The organism is Flavobacterium sp. (assembly GCF_004295795.1).
Classification (GTDB): Bacteria; Bacteroidota; Bacteroidia; order Flavobacteriales; family Flavobacteriaceae; genus Flavobacterium.
The window spans coordinates 150,893-168,989 of the sequence record NZ_SEBR01000001.1 but is presented as its reverse complement, the minus strand read 5'-3'; the positions used below and the strand labels follow the sequence as shown (position 1 = coordinate 168,989).

General features: G+C 45.6%; 13 protein-coding genes. 10 read left to right on the top strand and 3 right to left on the bottom strand.

Annotated elements, in window-relative coordinates; genetic code table 11:
* Positions 1-692: 692 nt before the first annotated feature.
* The 4 genes from EOO49_RS00700 to EOO49_RS00685 all read left to right on the top strand — a co-directional run bounded on the left by EOO49_RS00700 (position 693) and on the right by EOO49_RS00685 (position 9,209).
* A complete protein-coding gene (locus EOO49_RS00700; RefSeq protein ID WP_290841954.1) occupies positions 693-1,967 on the top strand; it encodes a hypothetical protein in 1,275 nt (424 codons plus the stop codon).
* On the top strand, positions 1,964-4,339 hold the full coding sequence (gene pbpC, locus EOO49_RS00695; RefSeq protein ID WP_290841953.1) for a penicillin-binding protein 1C: 2,376 nt from the start codon (positions 1,964-1,966) through the stop codon (positions 4,337-4,339). The genes EOO49_RS00700 and pbpC overlap by 4 nt, the downstream gene beginning before the upstream one ends.
* 31 nt (positions 4,340-4,370) lie before the next feature.
* Positions 4,371-6,944, top strand: a complete 2,574-nt coding sequence (locus EOO49_RS00690; RefSeq protein WP_290841952.1) for a T9SS type A sorting domain-containing protein — start codon at positions 4,371-4,373, stop codon at positions 6,942-6,944.
* Between the two features lie 144 nt (positions 6,945-7,088).
* Complete coding sequence (locus EOO49_RS00685; protein WP_290841951.1) at positions 7,089-9,209, top strand: T9SS type A sorting domain-containing protein; 2,121 nt, start codon at positions 7,089-7,091, stop codon at positions 9,207-9,209.
* 592 nt (positions 9,210-9,801) lie between these two features.
* On the opposite strand, the gene EOO49_RS00680 is transcribed toward EOO49_RS00685, so the two are convergent.
* Both EOO49_RS00680 and EOO49_RS00675 read right to left on the bottom strand, forming a co-directional pair.
* Positions 9,802-11,343 carry a ribonuclease E/G gene (locus EOO49_RS00680; protein ID WP_290841950.1) on the bottom strand — a complete coding sequence of 514 codons (1,542 nt, stop codon included), beginning with the start codon at positions 11,341-11,343 and terminating at the stop codon, positions 9,802-9,804.
* A gap of 423 nt (positions 11,344-11,766) precedes the next feature.
* Positions 11,767-12,084, bottom strand: a complete 318-nt coding sequence (locus EOO49_RS00675) for an HU family DNA-binding protein (RefSeq protein WP_290842046.1) — start codon at positions 12,082-12,084, stop codon at positions 11,767-11,769.
* A gap of 102 nt (positions 12,085-12,186) precedes the next feature.
* Here EOO49_RS00675 and mutY point away from each other — a divergent pair, with 102 nt between their 5' ends.
* The 5 genes from mutY (at position 12,187) to EOO49_RS00650 (ending at position 16,500) form a co-directional block, all read left to right on the top strand.
* Entirely contained in the window at positions 12,187-13,245 is a 1,059-nt protein-coding gene (mutY, locus tag EOO49_RS00670) for an A/G-specific adenine glycosylase (protein ID WP_290841949.1), read from the top strand.
* Between the two features lie 274 nt (positions 13,246-13,519).
* On the top strand, positions 13,520-13,951 hold the full coding sequence (gene ssb, locus EOO49_RS00665) for a single-stranded DNA-binding protein (RefSeq protein ID WP_290841948.1): 432 nt from the start codon (positions 13,520-13,522) through the stop codon (positions 13,949-13,951).
* Positions 13,952-13,972: 21 nt separating this feature from the next.
* Positions 13,973-15,268, top strand: coding sequence for a gliding motility-associated protein GldE (locus EOO49_RS00660; protein WP_290841947.1), 1,296 nt, complete (start codon positions 13,973-13,975; stop codon positions 15,266-15,268).
* Positions 15,261-15,821 carry a gliding motility lipoprotein GldD gene (gene gldD / locus EOO49_RS00655; RefSeq protein ID WP_290841946.1) on the top strand — a complete coding sequence of 187 codons (561 nt, stop codon included), beginning with the start codon at positions 15,261-15,263 and terminating at the stop codon, positions 15,819-15,821. Before EOO49_RS00660 ends, gldD begins: the two co-directional genes overlap by 8 nt.
* A gap of 82 nt (positions 15,822-15,903) precedes the next feature.
* Positions 15,904-16,500, top strand: a complete 597-nt coding sequence (locus tag EOO49_RS00650; protein WP_290841945.1) for a hypothetical protein — start codon at positions 15,904-15,906, stop codon at positions 16,498-16,500.
* 78 nt (positions 16,501-16,578) lie between these two features.
* On the opposite strand, the gene EOO49_RS00645 is transcribed toward EOO49_RS00650, so the two are convergent.
* Positions 16,579-17,109 carry a heavy metal-associated domain-containing protein gene (locus EOO49_RS00645; RefSeq protein ID WP_290841944.1) on the bottom strand — a complete coding sequence of 177 codons (531 nt, stop codon included), beginning with the start codon at positions 17,107-17,109 and terminating at the stop codon, positions 16,579-16,581.
* A 120-nt stretch (positions 17,110-17,229) separates the two neighbouring features.
* On the opposite strand from EOO49_RS00645, the gene EOO49_RS00640 reads away from it, so the two are divergent.
* Entirely contained in the window at positions 17,230-18,096 is an 867-nt protein-coding gene (locus tag EOO49_RS00640) for a DMT family transporter (protein ID WP_290841943.1), read from the top strand.
* Position 18,097 lies beyond the last annotated feature (1 nt).

Here is an 18,097-nt window from a genome sequence, read left to right as displayed (position 1 = left end):
TGACGCGGGACCTTTTGAAACCGAAGTCAGGTTCAAGTTGCTTAATGGAAAAGCCGTGTTTCACTTGAATCCTGTCCGATCAAAAATCGATGTGAAACAAGTCATGTGAAGCGCATCGGCGAAAGACAAATCGCGGTTTTCGGAATTTGCGCGAGACGCTGGCGAGGAAACCGATCGTAAAATAGTTTTTTGACCCGAAAGGTTTTGAGGAATATTCGGCGAAACAGATGGCGCGGTTGGAAAGGCTTTTGACAGATTGTTTCGATTAAATCTTGGATTGATTTTCGTTATCTCCGATGTAGGATTTTGCATTACCACCGTGAGTCATTTGGACTTGATTTGTAGTTTTTTTGGTTTTGGCGACTGGATTTTGGACGTGTTAATTAACATTTTTTACAGAAAATCTGTAATTGGAATTTGATTTTTTGAAGGTCTTTTGTAAGACCTAACAGATTTATAAATCTGTTAGGTCTTACAAGCTACGAAATTCGTCTAAAAAAAAAGAACCATAAATAGCAGCAACCTCAAAAATCTCCCAAGAAATCAGCAACCCAAAGAAAAAGTCCAAATAAAAATCCCCACACCCAAAAAAGAAAATCCAAAAAAACCAAGACGAGATTCAGATCTCAGTAATTTTAGACAATTCCGAAAGCCAAACCAAAAGATATCCGCCAACCAAAATTTTACACGCCATGAAAAAAGAGCCGTTTGTGCCTGCCAATCATTATTTGATTAAAAATTCAGGGAATAACTTCGAGACTTTGTTTTTGGAACAGAGAAACTACAGTTATTTTCTGGCGCTTTTCGAGAAACACGTCGGGCAAATTGCGACGCTCCACGCCTTTCGGTTTTTCTCGAACGAATTCGAACTGCTGATTACGTTCAAAGACAATTCTGAAATTCCGCTCAAATATCAAGACCGGTTGCACCAACCGTTTTCGAACTTTTTCAACGCCTATTGCAAAGCGATCAACAAAATGTATGGCCGATCCGGAAGCCTTTTCCGCGAACATTTTAGGCGAATGCGAATAGACGATTTTCATTTTGAAAACCTCAAACGAACAATGAACGAAAGTCCAGTCACGCGAAAAAATATGGTCGTGCACAAAGTTCCCAAACACGTCGGGATGCGACCGCAAAAGCGGGAAACTTCCGTCCGTAAGTTAAATTCGATTTTCCTCAGATTCGCGGCGTCTGTGACATTGTTTTTTCTTCTGAACGCTTGTTCCAATCCGCCAAAATCGGTAGAAAATCCGCAAATACCGGAAGATACGATTGCGACAATCCTGAAATCATATCTTCCGAAATTGAAAGAATTCGAGTCCAAAGACACTATTTTTCGCCCATTCGGGGCGATTGAGGAATTCGACACGATACAGCATTTGGCGATCGGACGGTTTGTGGACGGCAAAACGCCTTACGCGGTGCATTTTACGTTCAAGGATAGCATGATTTCGTTTTACAGGTTCGAACATCAGAACTGGAACAATATAGGACGAGAAAAAATGAAAATCGACAACATCAATTTGCTGCATTTTGAGGACTTGGACAGTGACGGAAACAACGAAATCATTTTGGAAACACATCCAAACATGAACGGGAACACGGGAATCTGCATCTATTACGCTTCAAGAAAATCCGCGAAAATACATCTCGCAGGCTTTATGTTCGGACGTTATGAAGCCGCGCCAAACCAAAAACTGCACTACATTTACGAAGGCAGTTATTACGCTGATTTCTCACAGACACTTTACGAGTGGAAAAACGAGAAATTACTTCCCGTTAGAGACGTTACGATTTCGCCGGTAAATCCTGAAAACAGCGACAAAAATTGGCTGATTTATTCCGAAAGAGCTGTCGGTTCCGATACTTTGACAGTGAAATGCAAGTATATCTATAAGCCGAAAGACAAAAGAGACCATTATATCGTCGATCACATTTTTGACGAAAATTTCCAATTCAAGTGAACAAGATCAAGGCTGTTTTTAGAAGAATCTGGCTGGCCGTCAAGCGGAATCGCATCAAGTCGGCGGTCGCGTTTTTGATTTTGGTCGCATACTATTTTTCGCTTCCGCGGACGTTGTTCTCGGAACCGTTTTCAACAGTAATCGAAAGCCAGGACGGACAACTTCTGGGAGCCAAAATCGCTGACGACGGACAATGGCGTTTTCCGGCATCTGATTCCGTGCCCGAGAAATTCCAAAAGTGCATCGTCTATTTCGAGGACGAGAATTTCTATCGCCATCCCGGATTCAATCCCGTTTCGATGTGGAACGCTTTTGTCCAGAATCGCAAGGCCGGAAAAGTCCGTCGCGGCGGAAGTACGATCACGCAGCAAGTGATCCGACTTTCGCGAAAAAACAAATCGCGCTCGTATTCGGAGAAAATCATCGAAGTTATATTGGCGACGCGACTGGAATTGCGTCACTCCAAGGACAAAATTCTCGAATTGTATGCCGATCATGCACCTTTTGGCGGAAACGTCGTAGGACTTGACATGGCTTCCTGGCGCTATTTCGGAATTCCCGCGCATCAGCTTTCATGGGCAGAAAGCGCGACTTTGGCCGTTTTGCCGAATGCTCCGAGCTTGATTTATCCGGGAAAAAACCAGGAAAATCTGCGTAGGAAACGAGATGCGTTGCTCAAAAAATTGTTTCAAAACCAGGTCATCGACCAAATGACTTACGATCTGGCTTTGACCGAACCGCTTCCGCAGAAACCTTTCGACTTGCCTCAAACCGCGCCGCATCTGCTTGACAGGATTTCCAAGAAAGACAAAGGGAAACGCGTAAAGACCACGATCGATCTTGACCTTCAGGAGCGCGTGAACCAGATTGCGAGAAATTATTACAACCAATATCGCCAAAACGAGGTTCACAATTTGGCGATTTTGGTGATTGACGTAAAAACTAGAAACGTGATTTCTTATGTCGGAAATGCCCCGACAGATGCCGATCACGACAAAGATGTGGACATCATTCCGGCGCCGCGAAGTACGGGAAGTGTTTTAAAACCGTTGTTGTACGCGAGTATGTTGGACGAAGGCGAAATTTTGCCGAACACTTTGGTTGCCGACGTTCCCGTGCAGATTTCCGGATTCGCTCCTCAAAATTTCGACATGACATACGACGGAGCCGTTCCTGCACAACGCGCGCTCGCCCGATCGCTGAACATTCCTGCGGTTTTGATGTTGCAGGAACACGGTGTGAACAAATTTTATGAAACGCTCAAAAAGTACAACCTCAAGGATCTTACATTTCGTCCGGATCACTACGGATTGTCTTTGATTTTGGGCGGTGCCGAATCGAATTTGTGGGATTTGTGCCGAACGTATTCCAACCTGACCTCGACCTTGAACCATTTTACGTCGAGCCAGGCGAAATATCGCGCCAAAGAGTTTTCCGAACTCAATTATCTTGCCGGCCAAAAACAGGATTTCGGACGAGAAACTTTCCAAAAAACCATAATCGGCGCGGGTTCTATTTACCTGACTTACAACGCGATGAAGGAAGTCAATCGTCCGGAAGGCGACGAAGCCTGGAAGTTTTACGATTCTTCTATGGAAATCGCCTGGAAAACCGGAACGAGTTTCGGTAACCGCGACGCTTGGGCAATCGGGACGAATTCGGGTTATGTCGTCGGGATTTGGGTCGGAAATGCTTCTGGAGAAGGCCGTCCGGAGTTGACCGGAGTCAATTATGCTGCCCCGATTTTGTTCGACGTGTTCAATCTGCTTCCGCGAAAGCGTTGGTTCGACAAGCCTTTGAACGATCTGGAAGAAGTCGAGATTTGTACGAAAAGCGGTTATCTGGCACAAGACGATTGTCCGAAAATGTCGCAATTGGTTCCGATTCGTGGCAAAAACACGAAAGCTTGTCCGTTTCACAAATTGGTGCATTTGGATGCTTCGGAAAAATTCCGCGTGAATTCGAGTTGCGAGGACGTTTCGAAAATCATTAACAGGAAATGGTTCGTGCTTCCGCCGGTCATGGAATGGTATTACAAAAGCCATCACATCGATTATGCGCCGCTTCCGCCTTATCGCGACGACTGTGAGAATTCCGAGAAAGGCGCGATGGATTTCATTTATCCGAAGAATTACAATTCCAAGGTCTATCTGACAAAAGACTTTAGCGGAAAAATCCAGCCTGTCATCCTCAAAATCGCACATTCTGATCCAAAAGCCAAACTTTTTTGGTATGTGGACGACGTTTTCAAAGGCCAAACCGAGCATTTCCACGAACTCCAACTCGATGCGACTTCGGGAATCCATTACATAACCGTGACGGATTCTCGAGGAAACGAGGTGAATCGTAAGTTGGAAGTGGTACGCGAGTGACGTTTTGCTACATTTGGTAAAAATGAATCTTATGGCAAAAAATCTACTCTTTTTGTTTTTCGGACTTCTTGTAACCCTTTCTGTTTCAGGACAAGCCGTCGCCAATCCAGTTCCGGATTTGACGCAATGCGGAAGCGACACCTTCGATTTGACGCCAACGGCCGCGATTACACTCAATGGTCTTTCGCCAAATGTCTATTCGGTTCAATGGCATTTCACCCAAGCCGATGCTAATTCCGGCATGAATCCGATCGCGAATCCATCGGCATTCACCGCCACAGACGCACAGACGATTTGGGTTCGCGTCACCACGATCAACACAGGTCAATTCGACACGACATCGTTCCAACTTCATATTACCGGAACGCTGCTCACGCCTATGCCGGACGTAATTGCCTGTGATTACTATGCTTTGCCGGCGCTTCCGTCTGGAGCTTATTACTCGCAACCCGGCGGCCAAGGACAACCGATTCCGCTTGGAAATCTTATCACGGCTTCCCAAACGGTTTGGATTTATGCGCCCGGAAACGATTGTCCAAGCGAAGAGTCTTTCCTGGTAACTATAATCGCCACGCCGGTCGCGCCTCAAATGCCAGATGTGGTGGTTTGTGACAATTACATACTGCCGGCTTTGTCTTCGAACGCCAACTATTTTATGCTTCCGGATGGTTTGGGAAATGTAGTATCGGCAGGCACGGCAATTACCGAGACGACGACACTTTATATTCACGCCCAAAATGGAAATTGTTCCGACGAATCGTCCTTCACGATAACCATTATTGAAAATTCCGATTTTAACGTGCAAGACGTTTCGAGTTGTGCGCCGTACGAACTTCCCATTTTGCCGATTGGATGGCAATACCAATATTTTCAAGGCGCGGCGCCGATCGCGGCAGGAACGATCATCTACGAAACAAAGACAATTTACGTTTCGGGAGGAAATTGCGGAGGCGTCAGTCCGATGACAATCACGATTGGCGACATCGCTCTACAGAATAACGTTGTGGAAGCTTGCAAAACAGGAAATTCGGTAACTTTCGACTTCACTGATTTCTACACATCGATTTCTGCAAACAACGCCAATGTAATTACGTCGATCTATTTGACGATGGCCGACGCTTTGGCGCAAAGCCAGCAACTTCCGACAATTTTCACAACCGTTATCGATTACCAGATCGTGGCTTACGCAAGAATCGAGAATCTCGAAACGGGCTGTTTTTCCATAGAATTGATCGTCCTGAAAGGCATGAGTTGCACAAATTCGAGTATTTCGGGAACAGTCAGTTTTGATGCCGATGGAAATGGTTGCGATGCCTCGGATGCAAATCTCTCGGGAATCGAGATCGCTTGCCTGAACGCAAACACAGCAATTTACGCCTACACGAACACTCAGGGCGAATTTGAGTTCGCTGATGTTTATGCCGGATCGAATTACGTTTACGTCGTCCAATCGAGTTTGCCGAACGGAGCAACTTTGACAACCGATTCCCAAGAGTTTCAAGTCACGGGCAACAACCAAAATTTCACCGCCGATTTTTGTGTCGCGGACGCGCAAAATACGGTTGACACCGGAGTCGTAATCACATCGGAAAGCGCGGCGATTCCAGGATTTGCGGCCTATTATGCATTGATTGTCGAAAACCACAATGCTTTGCCTTCCTCTGGAAGCTTAACTTTGACCTATGATGAGAATTTGCTGGATTTTTCCGGAAGCACTCCAAGTCCGACAGCTCAAAGCGCCGGTTCGCTTACTTTCAATTTCAGCAATGTTCCGGCTTTTGGATTGACGACCATTCCTGTCAATTTTGTCGTGTCCACGCCTCCAACTGCACAAATGGGAGACATTTTGAACTTTACGGCGACTGTAAGTGTTGCTAACGATACGAATCTGACGAACAACACAAGTGGGCTTTTTCAAACGATCGTGAATTCTTACGATCCGAACGACATCACTTGCCACGAAGGCGATTTGATTACGCCTGACCAAGCCGATGGTTATCTGCATTACACGATACGATTCCAGAATATGGGAACGGCTGCTGCTCAAATCGTCCGCATCGAAAATCAACTTTCGAACTTGCTCGATTGGAGCACTTTCCGGCCAATCGCGTCCAGCCACAATTATCTCGCAAACCGAAACGGCAATCAAGTTTCGTTTACGTTCAACAACATCAACTTGCCGGCCGAGCAAGACGACGAAGCCGGAAGCAACGGCTACATCGTGTACGAAATTAAACCGATCGCGGGCGCTCAAATTGGCGATACGATCGAAAACACGGCCGAAATCTATTTCGATTTCAATGCGGCGGTCGTGACCAACACAGCTTTGACAACAATCCAATTGCTCTCGACGCCTGAAAATTCCGCGAATGCTTTTGTGGTTTATCCGAATCCGGCTTCGGGACGTTTTTCCGTGAAGGCGCAAAATGTGTCCGAAATCGATATGGAAATTGCCGATGTTCGAGGCGCGACGGTTTTCGCCAAGAAGCTTTCGCTCGTCCAGGACGAAGTTTCGGTTGACATCTCTGGATTGACTTCAGGACTTTATTTTGTCAGGATGGCTTCGGAAAAAGGATCGGCCATCAGGAAATTGATCATCCGATAGCAAATCAGAATCATAAGAAAATCCCGACACACAATCGGGATTTTTTTTGGAAACCGACGAATTCTCGGCAAAAACTGTAATCTCGTCAATGACAGAATGATTTTCTTCTTCGGACAATTTACATTTGGGAAAACATCTTTACCCATGAAGCAAATTTTACTTTCGATCGCAGCCGTGATCTGTTTTGTCGTTTCGAATGCCCAAACCGCTTACACCGCGCCAGGCGTTTTCATTTGCGATCAGTCGGCTGCCGCTCTTTCGACGCAAACACCTTTTGTTTTGGGCAACCAAAATCCGGGTCAGTTCACCGTGACTTACCATTTGTCACAGGCCAACGCCGTTTCTGGAATTGCCGCGATTCCTGGCGCTTTGAGCTATTCGGGAACCCAAATTGTGACGATTTATGCGCGTGTCAGCCAAAATTCCAATGGCGCTTTTGCCATTTCTGAATTTAAGGTCGTTTGGAATCTACCGACGCTTGACTACACTTTTCCTAATCAAATCGAGTGCATGGTGACACAATTGCCGCTCGTGGACGTCGGTGCTTTTTACACAGAACCCGGCGGACTCGGAACGCAATACGCGCCCGGAACGATGTTGGAATTTTGGCAAGTGAACGGCTTCCAGACTTTTTATTGGTATGCGGGAAATGCCCAATGTTCGGTTGAATCTTCGTTTTTCGTGGTCCTCGACCTGCCGCCCACTTTGATGCTTCAGACGTTGTTGAACTGCGCCGGGAACGAGACGTTCGATTTGACGCTGGCTTACACGCCGGCGATGTTTTTCCACACTCAGGCAGATGCGCAGAACATGACGAATCCGATAGAAAATCCGACGGCTTACCAAGGCGTTGAAGGCGAAGTCGTTTGGGCGAATATGCAAAGTTTTGCGTGCACGAACATCGAACCGTTGACTTTGAGTTTTATCGCCTGTACGCCAAACAGTATCTTTGGAACGGTCCACATTAGCCAAGATGGCACAACCTGTAACGATACGAATCCCGGCTTGCAGAATTGTCCGGTAAAAAAGACTTTCGGCTCTGAGGAAAAGTTTGCTTACACGAACGCTTCGGGCAATTATATGTTCGCGAACGTTCCGGTTGGCATAAACACGGTCGCGCCTTTGCCGACGCAGTCTTATATGACGGTCCTGAACCCGACGTCGATCGGTTTGAACATCTTTTCGAACAATCAGGCTACCGCCGACTTTTGCGTGCAGGAAAACGCCTTTAACGACGTGGCGACTTATCTTTGGTCGCTTGGCACGTTCAGGCCTGCGATCACGACTCCGGTTCGCTTGAGAGTTTTCAATAACGGAAACACAGCGGCTTCCGGAACGGCGACTCTGACATACGACGCTTCGAAGCTGACTTTTGTTTCAGCCACGACAAGTCCGACCTCAAATACATCGGGAACGCTTACTTTCAATTACAGTCTGGCGGCTCACCAAAGTCTTTACGTAGAAGCGAGTTTCACTGTTCCGACAACGACTGTTGCCGGAGACGTTTTGGTTTTTTCTGCGAACGCGACACTTTCGGGCGACCAAAATACTTTGAATAATGCGACTTCGATCAGTCAGGTCGTCGTGAATTCTTACGATCCGAACGACATCACTTGCTTGGAAGGCGCGACGATTTCCCCGACTCAAGCGCAAGGTTATTTGCATTATGTCGTACGATTCCAAAATACCGGAACGGCCGAAGCGCTTAACATCAGGATCGAAAACGCATTGCCAAGTTATCTCGACGCATCGACTTTCAGACCGATTGCCGCGAGCCACACTTACTTTACGGAAAGAAGCGGAAGTAATTTGACGTTCACTTTCCCAAACATCGATTTGCCGTCTCAGCAAGCGAGCGAACCTGCGAGCCACGGCTATGTCGTTTATGAGGTCAAGCCAATATCGTCGATTGCCGTTGGAAATGTCATACAGAACCAAGCGTCGATTTTCTTCGATACGAACCCGCCGATCGTCACCAATTTCGCCAACACGACCGTCACGCAACTTGGAATTGCAGAGCCGCGTTTGGACATTTTCACGCTTTACCCGAATCCGGCGAAGGGTTCTTTTGTGATTCGTGCTGCCGATGTGAGTCGCATCGATTTGGAGATTACCGATGTGCGCGGCGTTCGCGTCTTGTCGAAACGGCTTTCGCTTGTCTCGGACGAGGCTTCTGTCGATATTTCCGGATTGACATCCGGACTTTATTTTGTTGGAATAGCTTCGGAGAGAGGTTCGGTCGTCAAGAAGTTGCTTGTTGAGTAAAAATTTGAGATAGCGATTTATTAGAGATCCCGATTTAGTCGGGATTTTTTTTTGATGCGGATTTCTTTGGACGCGGATTTATTTTTGGAAAGCTGACTTTCGATATTTTCTGTTACTTTCTTTGTTTTTTCCGGATTATTTTTTGGTTTTTCAGCACATCAGAAACACATCGATTGAGTGGTCTTGAAGACCTAACAGACTTACAAGTCTGTTAGGTCTTCAAAGTTCGGAGTTGGCGCGCAGACTTCATTACAGATTTTCTGTAGAAAATGTTAAAAGTTAGTCCGCGGGGAGAAGATAGGAATCTCGAAATTTCGTCGGTACCCGATTTGCATTTTCCGGTGAGCAGAATAATTTTTGACCGAAAGAATTTCCCGGCGGCAAAAATCTAGCCCCGATCGCAGCGGTTAGCCTTTTGCAGAAAAAAAACTGGGTTTGCTCGTTTGCGACAGCGACCGAAGGAAGCTCGTTGCAAGCGTTGCAAACCCGGATTTTTTCAAGAAAGCTAAAAGCGAAGAGCGGGAATCAGCTCCTAAAATCGCTGGAAACAAGACATAAAAAAACCGCCAGTCTTTCGAAAAGCGGTTAATTTTTACTCGATTTCGACTCCTTCTTTGTCGAAGAAATGGTATTCGAGGAACGTGTAAGCGTCACGCGGTATGATCTTCACCCATTTTTTGTGCTCAAAGAACCACTTCGAGCGCACTGATGGAAAACCTTTACTGAGGTAAGCAGCCACAAACGGATGCGTACTTAAAACGACCTTGCTGTGGGTTTTTGAAATTCTTTCCAGGTCAGAAGCGATTCTGTCGACGATCAGGATTGGTGCCTGAATTTCAGCGTTGACATTGTTCGGATCTTCTTCGGCTGTCTTGATTTTTACCTCCGGCCTAACTCTTTGTCGGGTTATCTGTACGAGTCCGAACTTACTAGGTGGCAGGATTTTGTGTTTGGCTTTATCGTCGGACATTTCTTGACGCAAATGGTCAAAAAGTACCTTGCGGTTGTCTGGATTTGTCATGTCGATGAAGTCGATTACGATGATTCCGCCCATGTCTCGCAGACGCAATTGTCGTGCGATTTCAGTTGCGGCGATCATGTTGACTTCGAGGGCCGTGGCTTCCTGGTTGGTAGCCTTGTTCGAGCGGTTGCCAGAATTCACGTCGATCACGTGAAGGGCTTCGGTGTGCTCAATGATCAGATAGGCGCCTCGACTCATGGAGACCGTTTTGCCAAAAGACGTCTTGATTTGTCTTTCGATGTGGTATCTCTCAAAAAGTGGCGTATCTCTCGACTGATAAAGTTTTACGATGTTCTGTTTGGTTGGAGCTATCTCACTCAGATACTCCTTAATGTTGTAAAACAACTCCTCGTCATCGACTACGATACCCGTAAACGTATCGTTGAAGACGTCTCTCAAAATGGAAGAAGCTCGGTTGAGTTCTCCAAGTACTTTAGACGGATGATGGGCAGTTGGTAATTTTTTGCACATTGCAGCCCAACGTGTCATTAGGTTCTGCAAGTCTTTGTCGATTTCGGCGACTTTTTGCCCTTCGGCAACCGTTCTTACGATAATGCCGAATCCTTTCGGTCGAATGGCTTGGACAAGGCGTTTTAGTCTGTCTTTCTCTTCCTTGGACTCGATCTTTTGTGAGATGGAGACGCGGTCTGAGAATGGAACGAGCACGATGAATCGGCCGGCTAAGGAGAGTTCTGAGCTTATCCTTGGGCCTTTTGTGCTTATCGGTTCCTTGACGACTTGTACCAAAAGGGATTGGTTTGATCCCAAAACGTCGGTGATGACGCCGTTCTTGTCAATTTCTTTTTCGAACTGAAAGTTTTTGAGTGAAGATTCTTTTAGTTTACCTGCGCTTACAAGCTTGAGGAATTTCAACTGGGAGGATAGATTCGGCCCGAGGTCGTGATAGTGCAAAAATGCATCTTTCTCAAAACCGACGTTTACGAATGCTGCGTTGAGTCCGGCAACCGGTTTGCGTATCTTCGCTATGAAAATATCGCCCACCTGAAAGTCGCTTTTCTCTTCTTCCCTGTGTAATTCGATTAGTTTTCCATCTTTGGTTAAGGCAAAATCTACGGCTTCAGAACTCGATCTGATGATTAATTCTTTATTCACCTTGTAAATTTTTATCCGAACAGTCAGTTGCGAGCAAGGAGTTGTTAGTAATGAGATGCTTCTCAATACTCAATTCTCAAAACCCAATACTTTCTGAGGGGATGGATTAAACAATAACAGGTATAAATTACCCGAAGGATTCACGCGGCCAAAGCAACTATGGTACGAGTATCGGTCAAAGCCAAATGCCCGTCTTGTCTCTTGCTCCTTTCGTCGGAATCCAATTTCAATGAACGTTTCTGTAGAACGCTTTCCCGGACTGTCCGGATTGGTTCTAAAAAGAAAAAGTAGTTAAAGAACTACTTTTTCTTCTTGTGGCGGTTAGCTCTCGCACGTTTTTTTCTTTTGTGCGTCGCTACCTTATGTCTTTTTCTTTTCTTACCACTTGGCATAATGCGATTGTTTGTAAATTAATGATTCGGTTTATTTTGGCTCGTTGTTGGTTTTCACGCCTTCAACAAACACCTTTGCAGGTTTGAATGCCGGAATGTTGTGAGCAGGAATCTTGATCGTGGTATTCTTAGAGATGTTTCTTCCTGTTTTTTCAGCTCTTGTCTTGATGATAAAGCTTCCGAAACCTCTCAAATATACGTTATCTCCCGTTTCCAATGAAGTTTTAACTTCGTCCATAAAAGATTCTACAGTTGCCTGTACGTCGCCTTTTTCAAGACCCAACTTCTCAGAGATTTTCGCTACGATATCTGCTTTCGTCATTTTCTTGCGTTTTAATAATTGTGTGATATTTTTTGAGCGGCAAATATACGAAACAAAAAACCAATAATTCAACCATAATTAATTAAAATTTAATAACATAAACATTACTTTTGACTGCTATCCCGCACTATGACAGACTTCGCTAAACGCCTTATTTCTTGGTACTTGCAAAACAAACGGGATTTACCATGGCGGGAAACCGTCGATCCGTATAAAATTTGGCTTTCTGAAATCATGCTGCAACAAACGCGAGTTGCGCAAGGAATGCCTTACTATTTCGCTTTCACAGAAGCCTTTCCGACCGTATTCGACTTGGCGAAAGCCGATGAAGAACAAGTCCTGAAACTCTGGCAAGGCCTCGGATATTATTCGCGCGCGCGAAATCTGCACGCCACGGCGAAAATCGTCGCGGGCGAGCACAAAGGCAATTTTCCCGATACCTATAGGGACTTGTTGACACTCAAAGGCGTCGGAGATTACACCGCGGCTGCTATCGCATCTTTTTCCTACAACGAGGCGGTTCCGGTTGTGGACGGAAACGTGTTCCGGGTTTTGTCGCGCTATTTCGACGTGGAAACCGACATCGCTTCGCCAAAAGCCAAAAAGGAGTTCACGGCATTGGCTTATGAATTGTTGCCAAAAGACAATCCGGCGATTTTCAACCAGGCGATCATGGAATTCGGCGCTTTGCAATGTGTACCGAAAAGTCCAAACTGCGCGATTTGCGTGATGAACGACTCCTGTTTGGCGTTGCAAAAAGGCAAAGTCGACAAATTGCCCGTGAAATTTAAAAAGCAGAAAATCACGAATCGCTATTTCAACTATCTGGTTTATAAAGACGAAATTGGGAAAACGGTTCTGAACAAGCGCGAAGGCAAAGGAATTTGGCAAAATCTGTACGAATTCCCTTTGATTGAAACCGATGCGCCGGCCGATTTGGCAATGGTCTCGGATGCGGTATCGAACGAGATTCTGTCGCTTTCGCGGATAAATTCTGTGCCGATCGTACACAAATTGTCGCATCAGCACTTGTCTATAACGTTTTGGCAGGCCGATGTCAAAGGCAAACTGGAACACGGGATTTCTTTGGACGAGATGGCGAAATTCCCGGTTCCGATCGTTTTGCACAACTTCATGGAGCGTTATTTCGGAGATCGGGATTTGTTTTCGGACGCGGAATTGCGTTAGGGATGGCGGCATTGTCTAAGCTCTTTTGCCAAACCGAGCTATTCCTGTTTCCTGCGAATTTTCGGGGCAAAAAGCGAGTGCCGACCAGCCCGGCGACGGCTCCGAAAACTTGTAAAATACCAAAAAATCTGCTTCTGCAAACTGCCACTGCGTTTTAAAACCCGCCGGCGCAACGCCCAAAAAATCTTTTTATCAACAGTTGAAAACTACGGCACTGAGTTTCTGGGCCACTCAGGCACAAAAACACTATATTTGAAAATCTAATCCATACAAAATGAGCGGAACACTTAATAAAGTCATGCTGATTGGCCATTTGGGCGACGAAGTAAAAATGCATTATTTCGACGGAGGCAACTGCATAGGCAGATTTCCGCTGGCCACGAACGAGACTTACATCAACAAGTCTACGAACGAGAAAATTACCTCAACCGAGTGGCACAATTTGGTCGTTCGCAACAAAGCGGCCGAAATTTGTGAGAAATATCTTTCAAAAGGAGATAAGATTTACGTCGAAGGCCGAATCAAATCGCGCCAATGGCAAGCCGAGGACGGAACGACGAAGTTCACGACAGAAATCCAAGTGACGGAATTTACGTTCCTGAACGTCAAAAAGGATCTCGACGCGACACGTCAGCCGCAAGGCAACGCTCCCAAAAACACGAGTTACGAACGAGGCGACCTTCCCGAAAACGACCTCCCGTTCTAAGTTTAACCAAACTTTAAAAATTTGGACCCCGAGCCCGAATTTCTCTCTACACAACTTGGTATTGCCGTAGGTTTTGCGGTCATTTTTCTCTTGCTTTTCTGTTCGGCTCTGGTTTCTGCAGCCGAAGTGGCGCTGTTTTCGCTTTCGCCTCAGGATTTGGAAAATGCCTCGAAGTCTGATGCGGAAAAAACCAAGGTCATTTCGCGTTTGCTGCAACGTCCGAAGAAATTGCTCGCGACGATTTTGGTTACGAACAGTTTCGTGAATATGTCTGTGATCGTTTTGTTTTTCACGATTGGAACGTCGGTTTTCGCTTTCATCTCAAATACGAGTTTGAAGTTTTTGGTGGAAATTGTCGTGGTGACGTTTTTCATTTTGCTTTTCGGAGACGTTTTGCCCAAGATTTACGCCAATAGAAACAGCGTCCGTTTTTCTCTTTTTATCGCCTCGCCTCTATCATTTCTCGATACTTTACTTACGCCGATTTCGATTCCGTTGCGATCGTTGACCAACCTTTTGAACAACAGACTCGGATCGAAACAGCGTACAAATATTTCGGTAGATCAGCTTTCGCAAGCCCTGGAAATGACTTCATCTGACGAAACCACGCAACAGGAACAAAAAATCCTCGAAGGAATCGTGTCTTTCGGAAATACTGAAGTGCGTCAGGTCATGAGTCCGAGAATCGATATTTTTGCCTTGGAAATCACCGAAAGCTATCTCGAAATCATGCCCGAAATCATCGACAAAGGCTATTCGAGAATTCCGGTTTACGAGAATGACATCGATCATATTGTGGGCGTTTTGTTCGTGAAGGACTTGATTCCGCACATCGGCAAAGAAGATTTTGACTGGAAAACGTTGATGCGCGAGCCGTTTTTCGTCCCCGAAAACAAGAAACTCGACAATTTGCTAAAAGATTTCCAAGGCATGAAAAACCATTTGGCGGTCGTGGTCGACGAATATGGCGGCACTTCGGGAATCGTCACCTTGGAAGACGTTATAGAGGAAATCGTGGGCGACATTTCGGACGAATTCGACGACGACAACATTTCGTATTCGCAAATCGACGACAAAACGTTCTTGTTTGAAGGCAAGATCAACCTCAAAGATTTTTACAGAATAATCGACTTGGACGAAGCCGAATTCGAACAGAACAAAGGTGAAGCCGAGACGCTTGCGGGTTTTTTACTAGAGATTCTAGGCAATTTTCCCAAGAAAGGACAGAAAATAAATTTCGCGAACATCCGTTTTACGATTGAGTCGGTCGACCGAAAACGCATCAAGCAAATAAAAGCACAACTAGAGCATGAGTAAGAGATTTACGCCGTTTTTACTGGTTTTTGGAATCCTGTTTTCGATTTTCGGATGCAAGGACGACGTTTTGCCAAAACCAAAAAGCATGCTCCGACTCGATTATCCTGTAGCCAAATACGGCACTTTCGAAAGCGATTGCCCATACGGATTTTACGTGAACGGAGACGCGACGGTGAAGAAAATCGGATGCAATTTCGAGATCCATTATCCGAAGATGAAAGCCACGGTTTACATTTCATACAAACCCGTGAACGGCGATTTGGACAAGTTGCTTCGCGATTCCCAAAAACTCACGTACGAACACGTGATCAAAGCCGACGCGATCACCGAACAGCCTTACCGCAACGCCGATTCGAAAACTTACGGAATGTTTTATTCTGTAGGCGGAAATGCGGCCACGAACTCACAATTTTATCTTACCGACAGTACGAAACACTTCATTCGCGGCTCGCTCTATTTTTACGCCAAACCCAATTTCGACTCAATTTATCCGGCGATCGACTACATTAAAAATGATATGCAGACGATGATGGAGACAACTTATTGGAAGTGAGATGATCGACGGTGAACAAATTAATACACGCGATATCTGCCCGAGAATCGCGTCAAAAACCCATCTGAAAAACAAGTTATAGATGAGAAAAGCCCTAATTCTATTGCTGATTTCTACCTCGGTTTTCGCTCAGAAAAAATATTATTTCGACCTTGAAGGTAAACCGATGAAACCTGGAAAATTCGAGAATTCGAGAAACTACCGCGAATACATCAAATCGGAATCAAGATCAGACACAGCAACGATTTTTCGCCTTGAGGAAAGGTTTGTCGAAGGTTCGCTTTCGGCTTCGCAGCATGCAAAAATCGTTGGAAGTTTGCGCCTGCAATCTGGAGACAGTCTTCGCGCCAAGACAATCGTCATCGATTATTACCCCGGAAAAGATGCCTGTAATTCATCTGGCGGCGGCGCTGATGACTCCTATTGGATTCCATACCTGACAGACTTGAAAAAATTCCCGTCGGTAAAACAGTTTTTCATTCATACGCCCGACGAGTCGCGCCATTGGTTTCCAAAAAAGTTAGCCATTCCGGACAAGAACAAAATCATCGAAAAACTTTTGTTTCCGGCGCATTATCCTTGTGGAAGTTTTGCCATAATCTGGCCCGACCGAACATTTGTAGTTTTCAAAGGCGAATATCCTCGCGACCTGGTTTTTCGCTGCCTGAAGGCCAAATAAAAAACGACTGCATCCGAAAACACAGTCGTTCATCAACAAACGTCTATTAACTGTTCGTCTATTATCTTTCCTTCTAATTTAAGCCGAGTGACAGCTTTTCTTGGCTGCGCAACATCCGCCTTTTGCTTCGCCGTCTTTTTTGTCAGACGCTTTCTTGTCTTTTTTGGACTTCTTTTTGTCCTTGTCTTTCGCCGCTTTTTCCTTCTCGTCTTCGTGGCTTACGAATACCGACGCGTGATCGCCCGAAGATTTCAGGTTCGACACTTTGTAGGTTTTTCCGTCTCCGACTTTTTCTACGGTCTCGACCAATTTTTCCGGAGATTGTTTCGCGGCGTCGAATTCAACTGTCGCTTCTTTCTTGTCGTAATCGACCGACGCTTTTGTCACGCCTTCAAGCGAAGCCAATTTCTTCTCGATTGTTTTGGCGCATCCAACGGCGCAAACCATTCCGTCGATCTTGAAATTCGCGGTTTCCGGCTTTGCGGCTACGGCGGCCGTCGTGTTTTCTGAAGTCGCGGCAGTTTCAGGTGCGGCGCTGTCTGTTTGTTTACAAGCGGTCAAAAAAAGCACTGGCAAAGCAGCGATCATCAGGGATTTTCTAAGATTCATCGTATTACCTGTTTTGTTGGGTTAATCCGTTCGATTGGAACGGATTACAAAAATAGCAAAAACACAGGCTGTAAGTCCTAAATTTATTACAATTTTGGTGTGTTAAACTTTTGGCCGAACATGAATCAGGACCGTATAAAAATCATATTAATTGGCGTTTTGGCCTTGATTTGGGGAAGTTCGTTCATTCTTATAAAACGTGGACTCGAAGGCTTGACAGCTTTCCAGTTGGGTTCGCTCAGGATGATTTTCGGATCGCTTTTCTTCTTGATGATCGGATTCAGGTCGCTGGCCAAAATTCCCCGCGAAAAGTGGAAATTCATCGCATTGACAGCTTTGTTCGGAAGCTTTTTGCCCGCATTTCTGTTCGCGATTGCCCAAACTCACATCAGCAGTACGATCAGCGCGATCATGAACGCTTTGACGCCTTTGAGCACGCTTGTCGTAGGGATTTTACTGTTTTCTTTGGACTACAAACGCTCTCAGATTTTTGGCGTAATCATCGGCCTAGCCGGATGCGTTTTACTGATCTTGGGCGGAACTTCGAATCATTCTGGCGATAATGACTTGTTTGCGCTTTTGGCTTTCGCCGGCGCGTTTTGCTATGCGATAAACGTGAATCTGCTAAAGAAAAACCTATCGGATTTATCGCCTTTAAGTATTGCTACAGGCAATTTTGCCGTGATGTTGTTGCCTTGCCTCGCGATTTTGGTCTCTACCGGATTTTTTTCCCAAGTGCACGAACCGAAAGTGCAACACGCGATTGGTTTTATCGCCTTGCTTGGCATTATGGGTACCGGAATCGCGAATTTGTTGTTTTATAGATTGATCAAGATTTCTACGCCGGTATTTGCTAGTCAGGTGACTTATTTGATACCGATCGTGGCTTTCTTTTGGGGCGCTTTGGACGGGGAAGTTTTGAGTTTTTGGCAGGGTTTGGGTGCTTTGGTGGTTTTGGTTGGGGTTTGGATTAGTGGGCGGAAGTAGC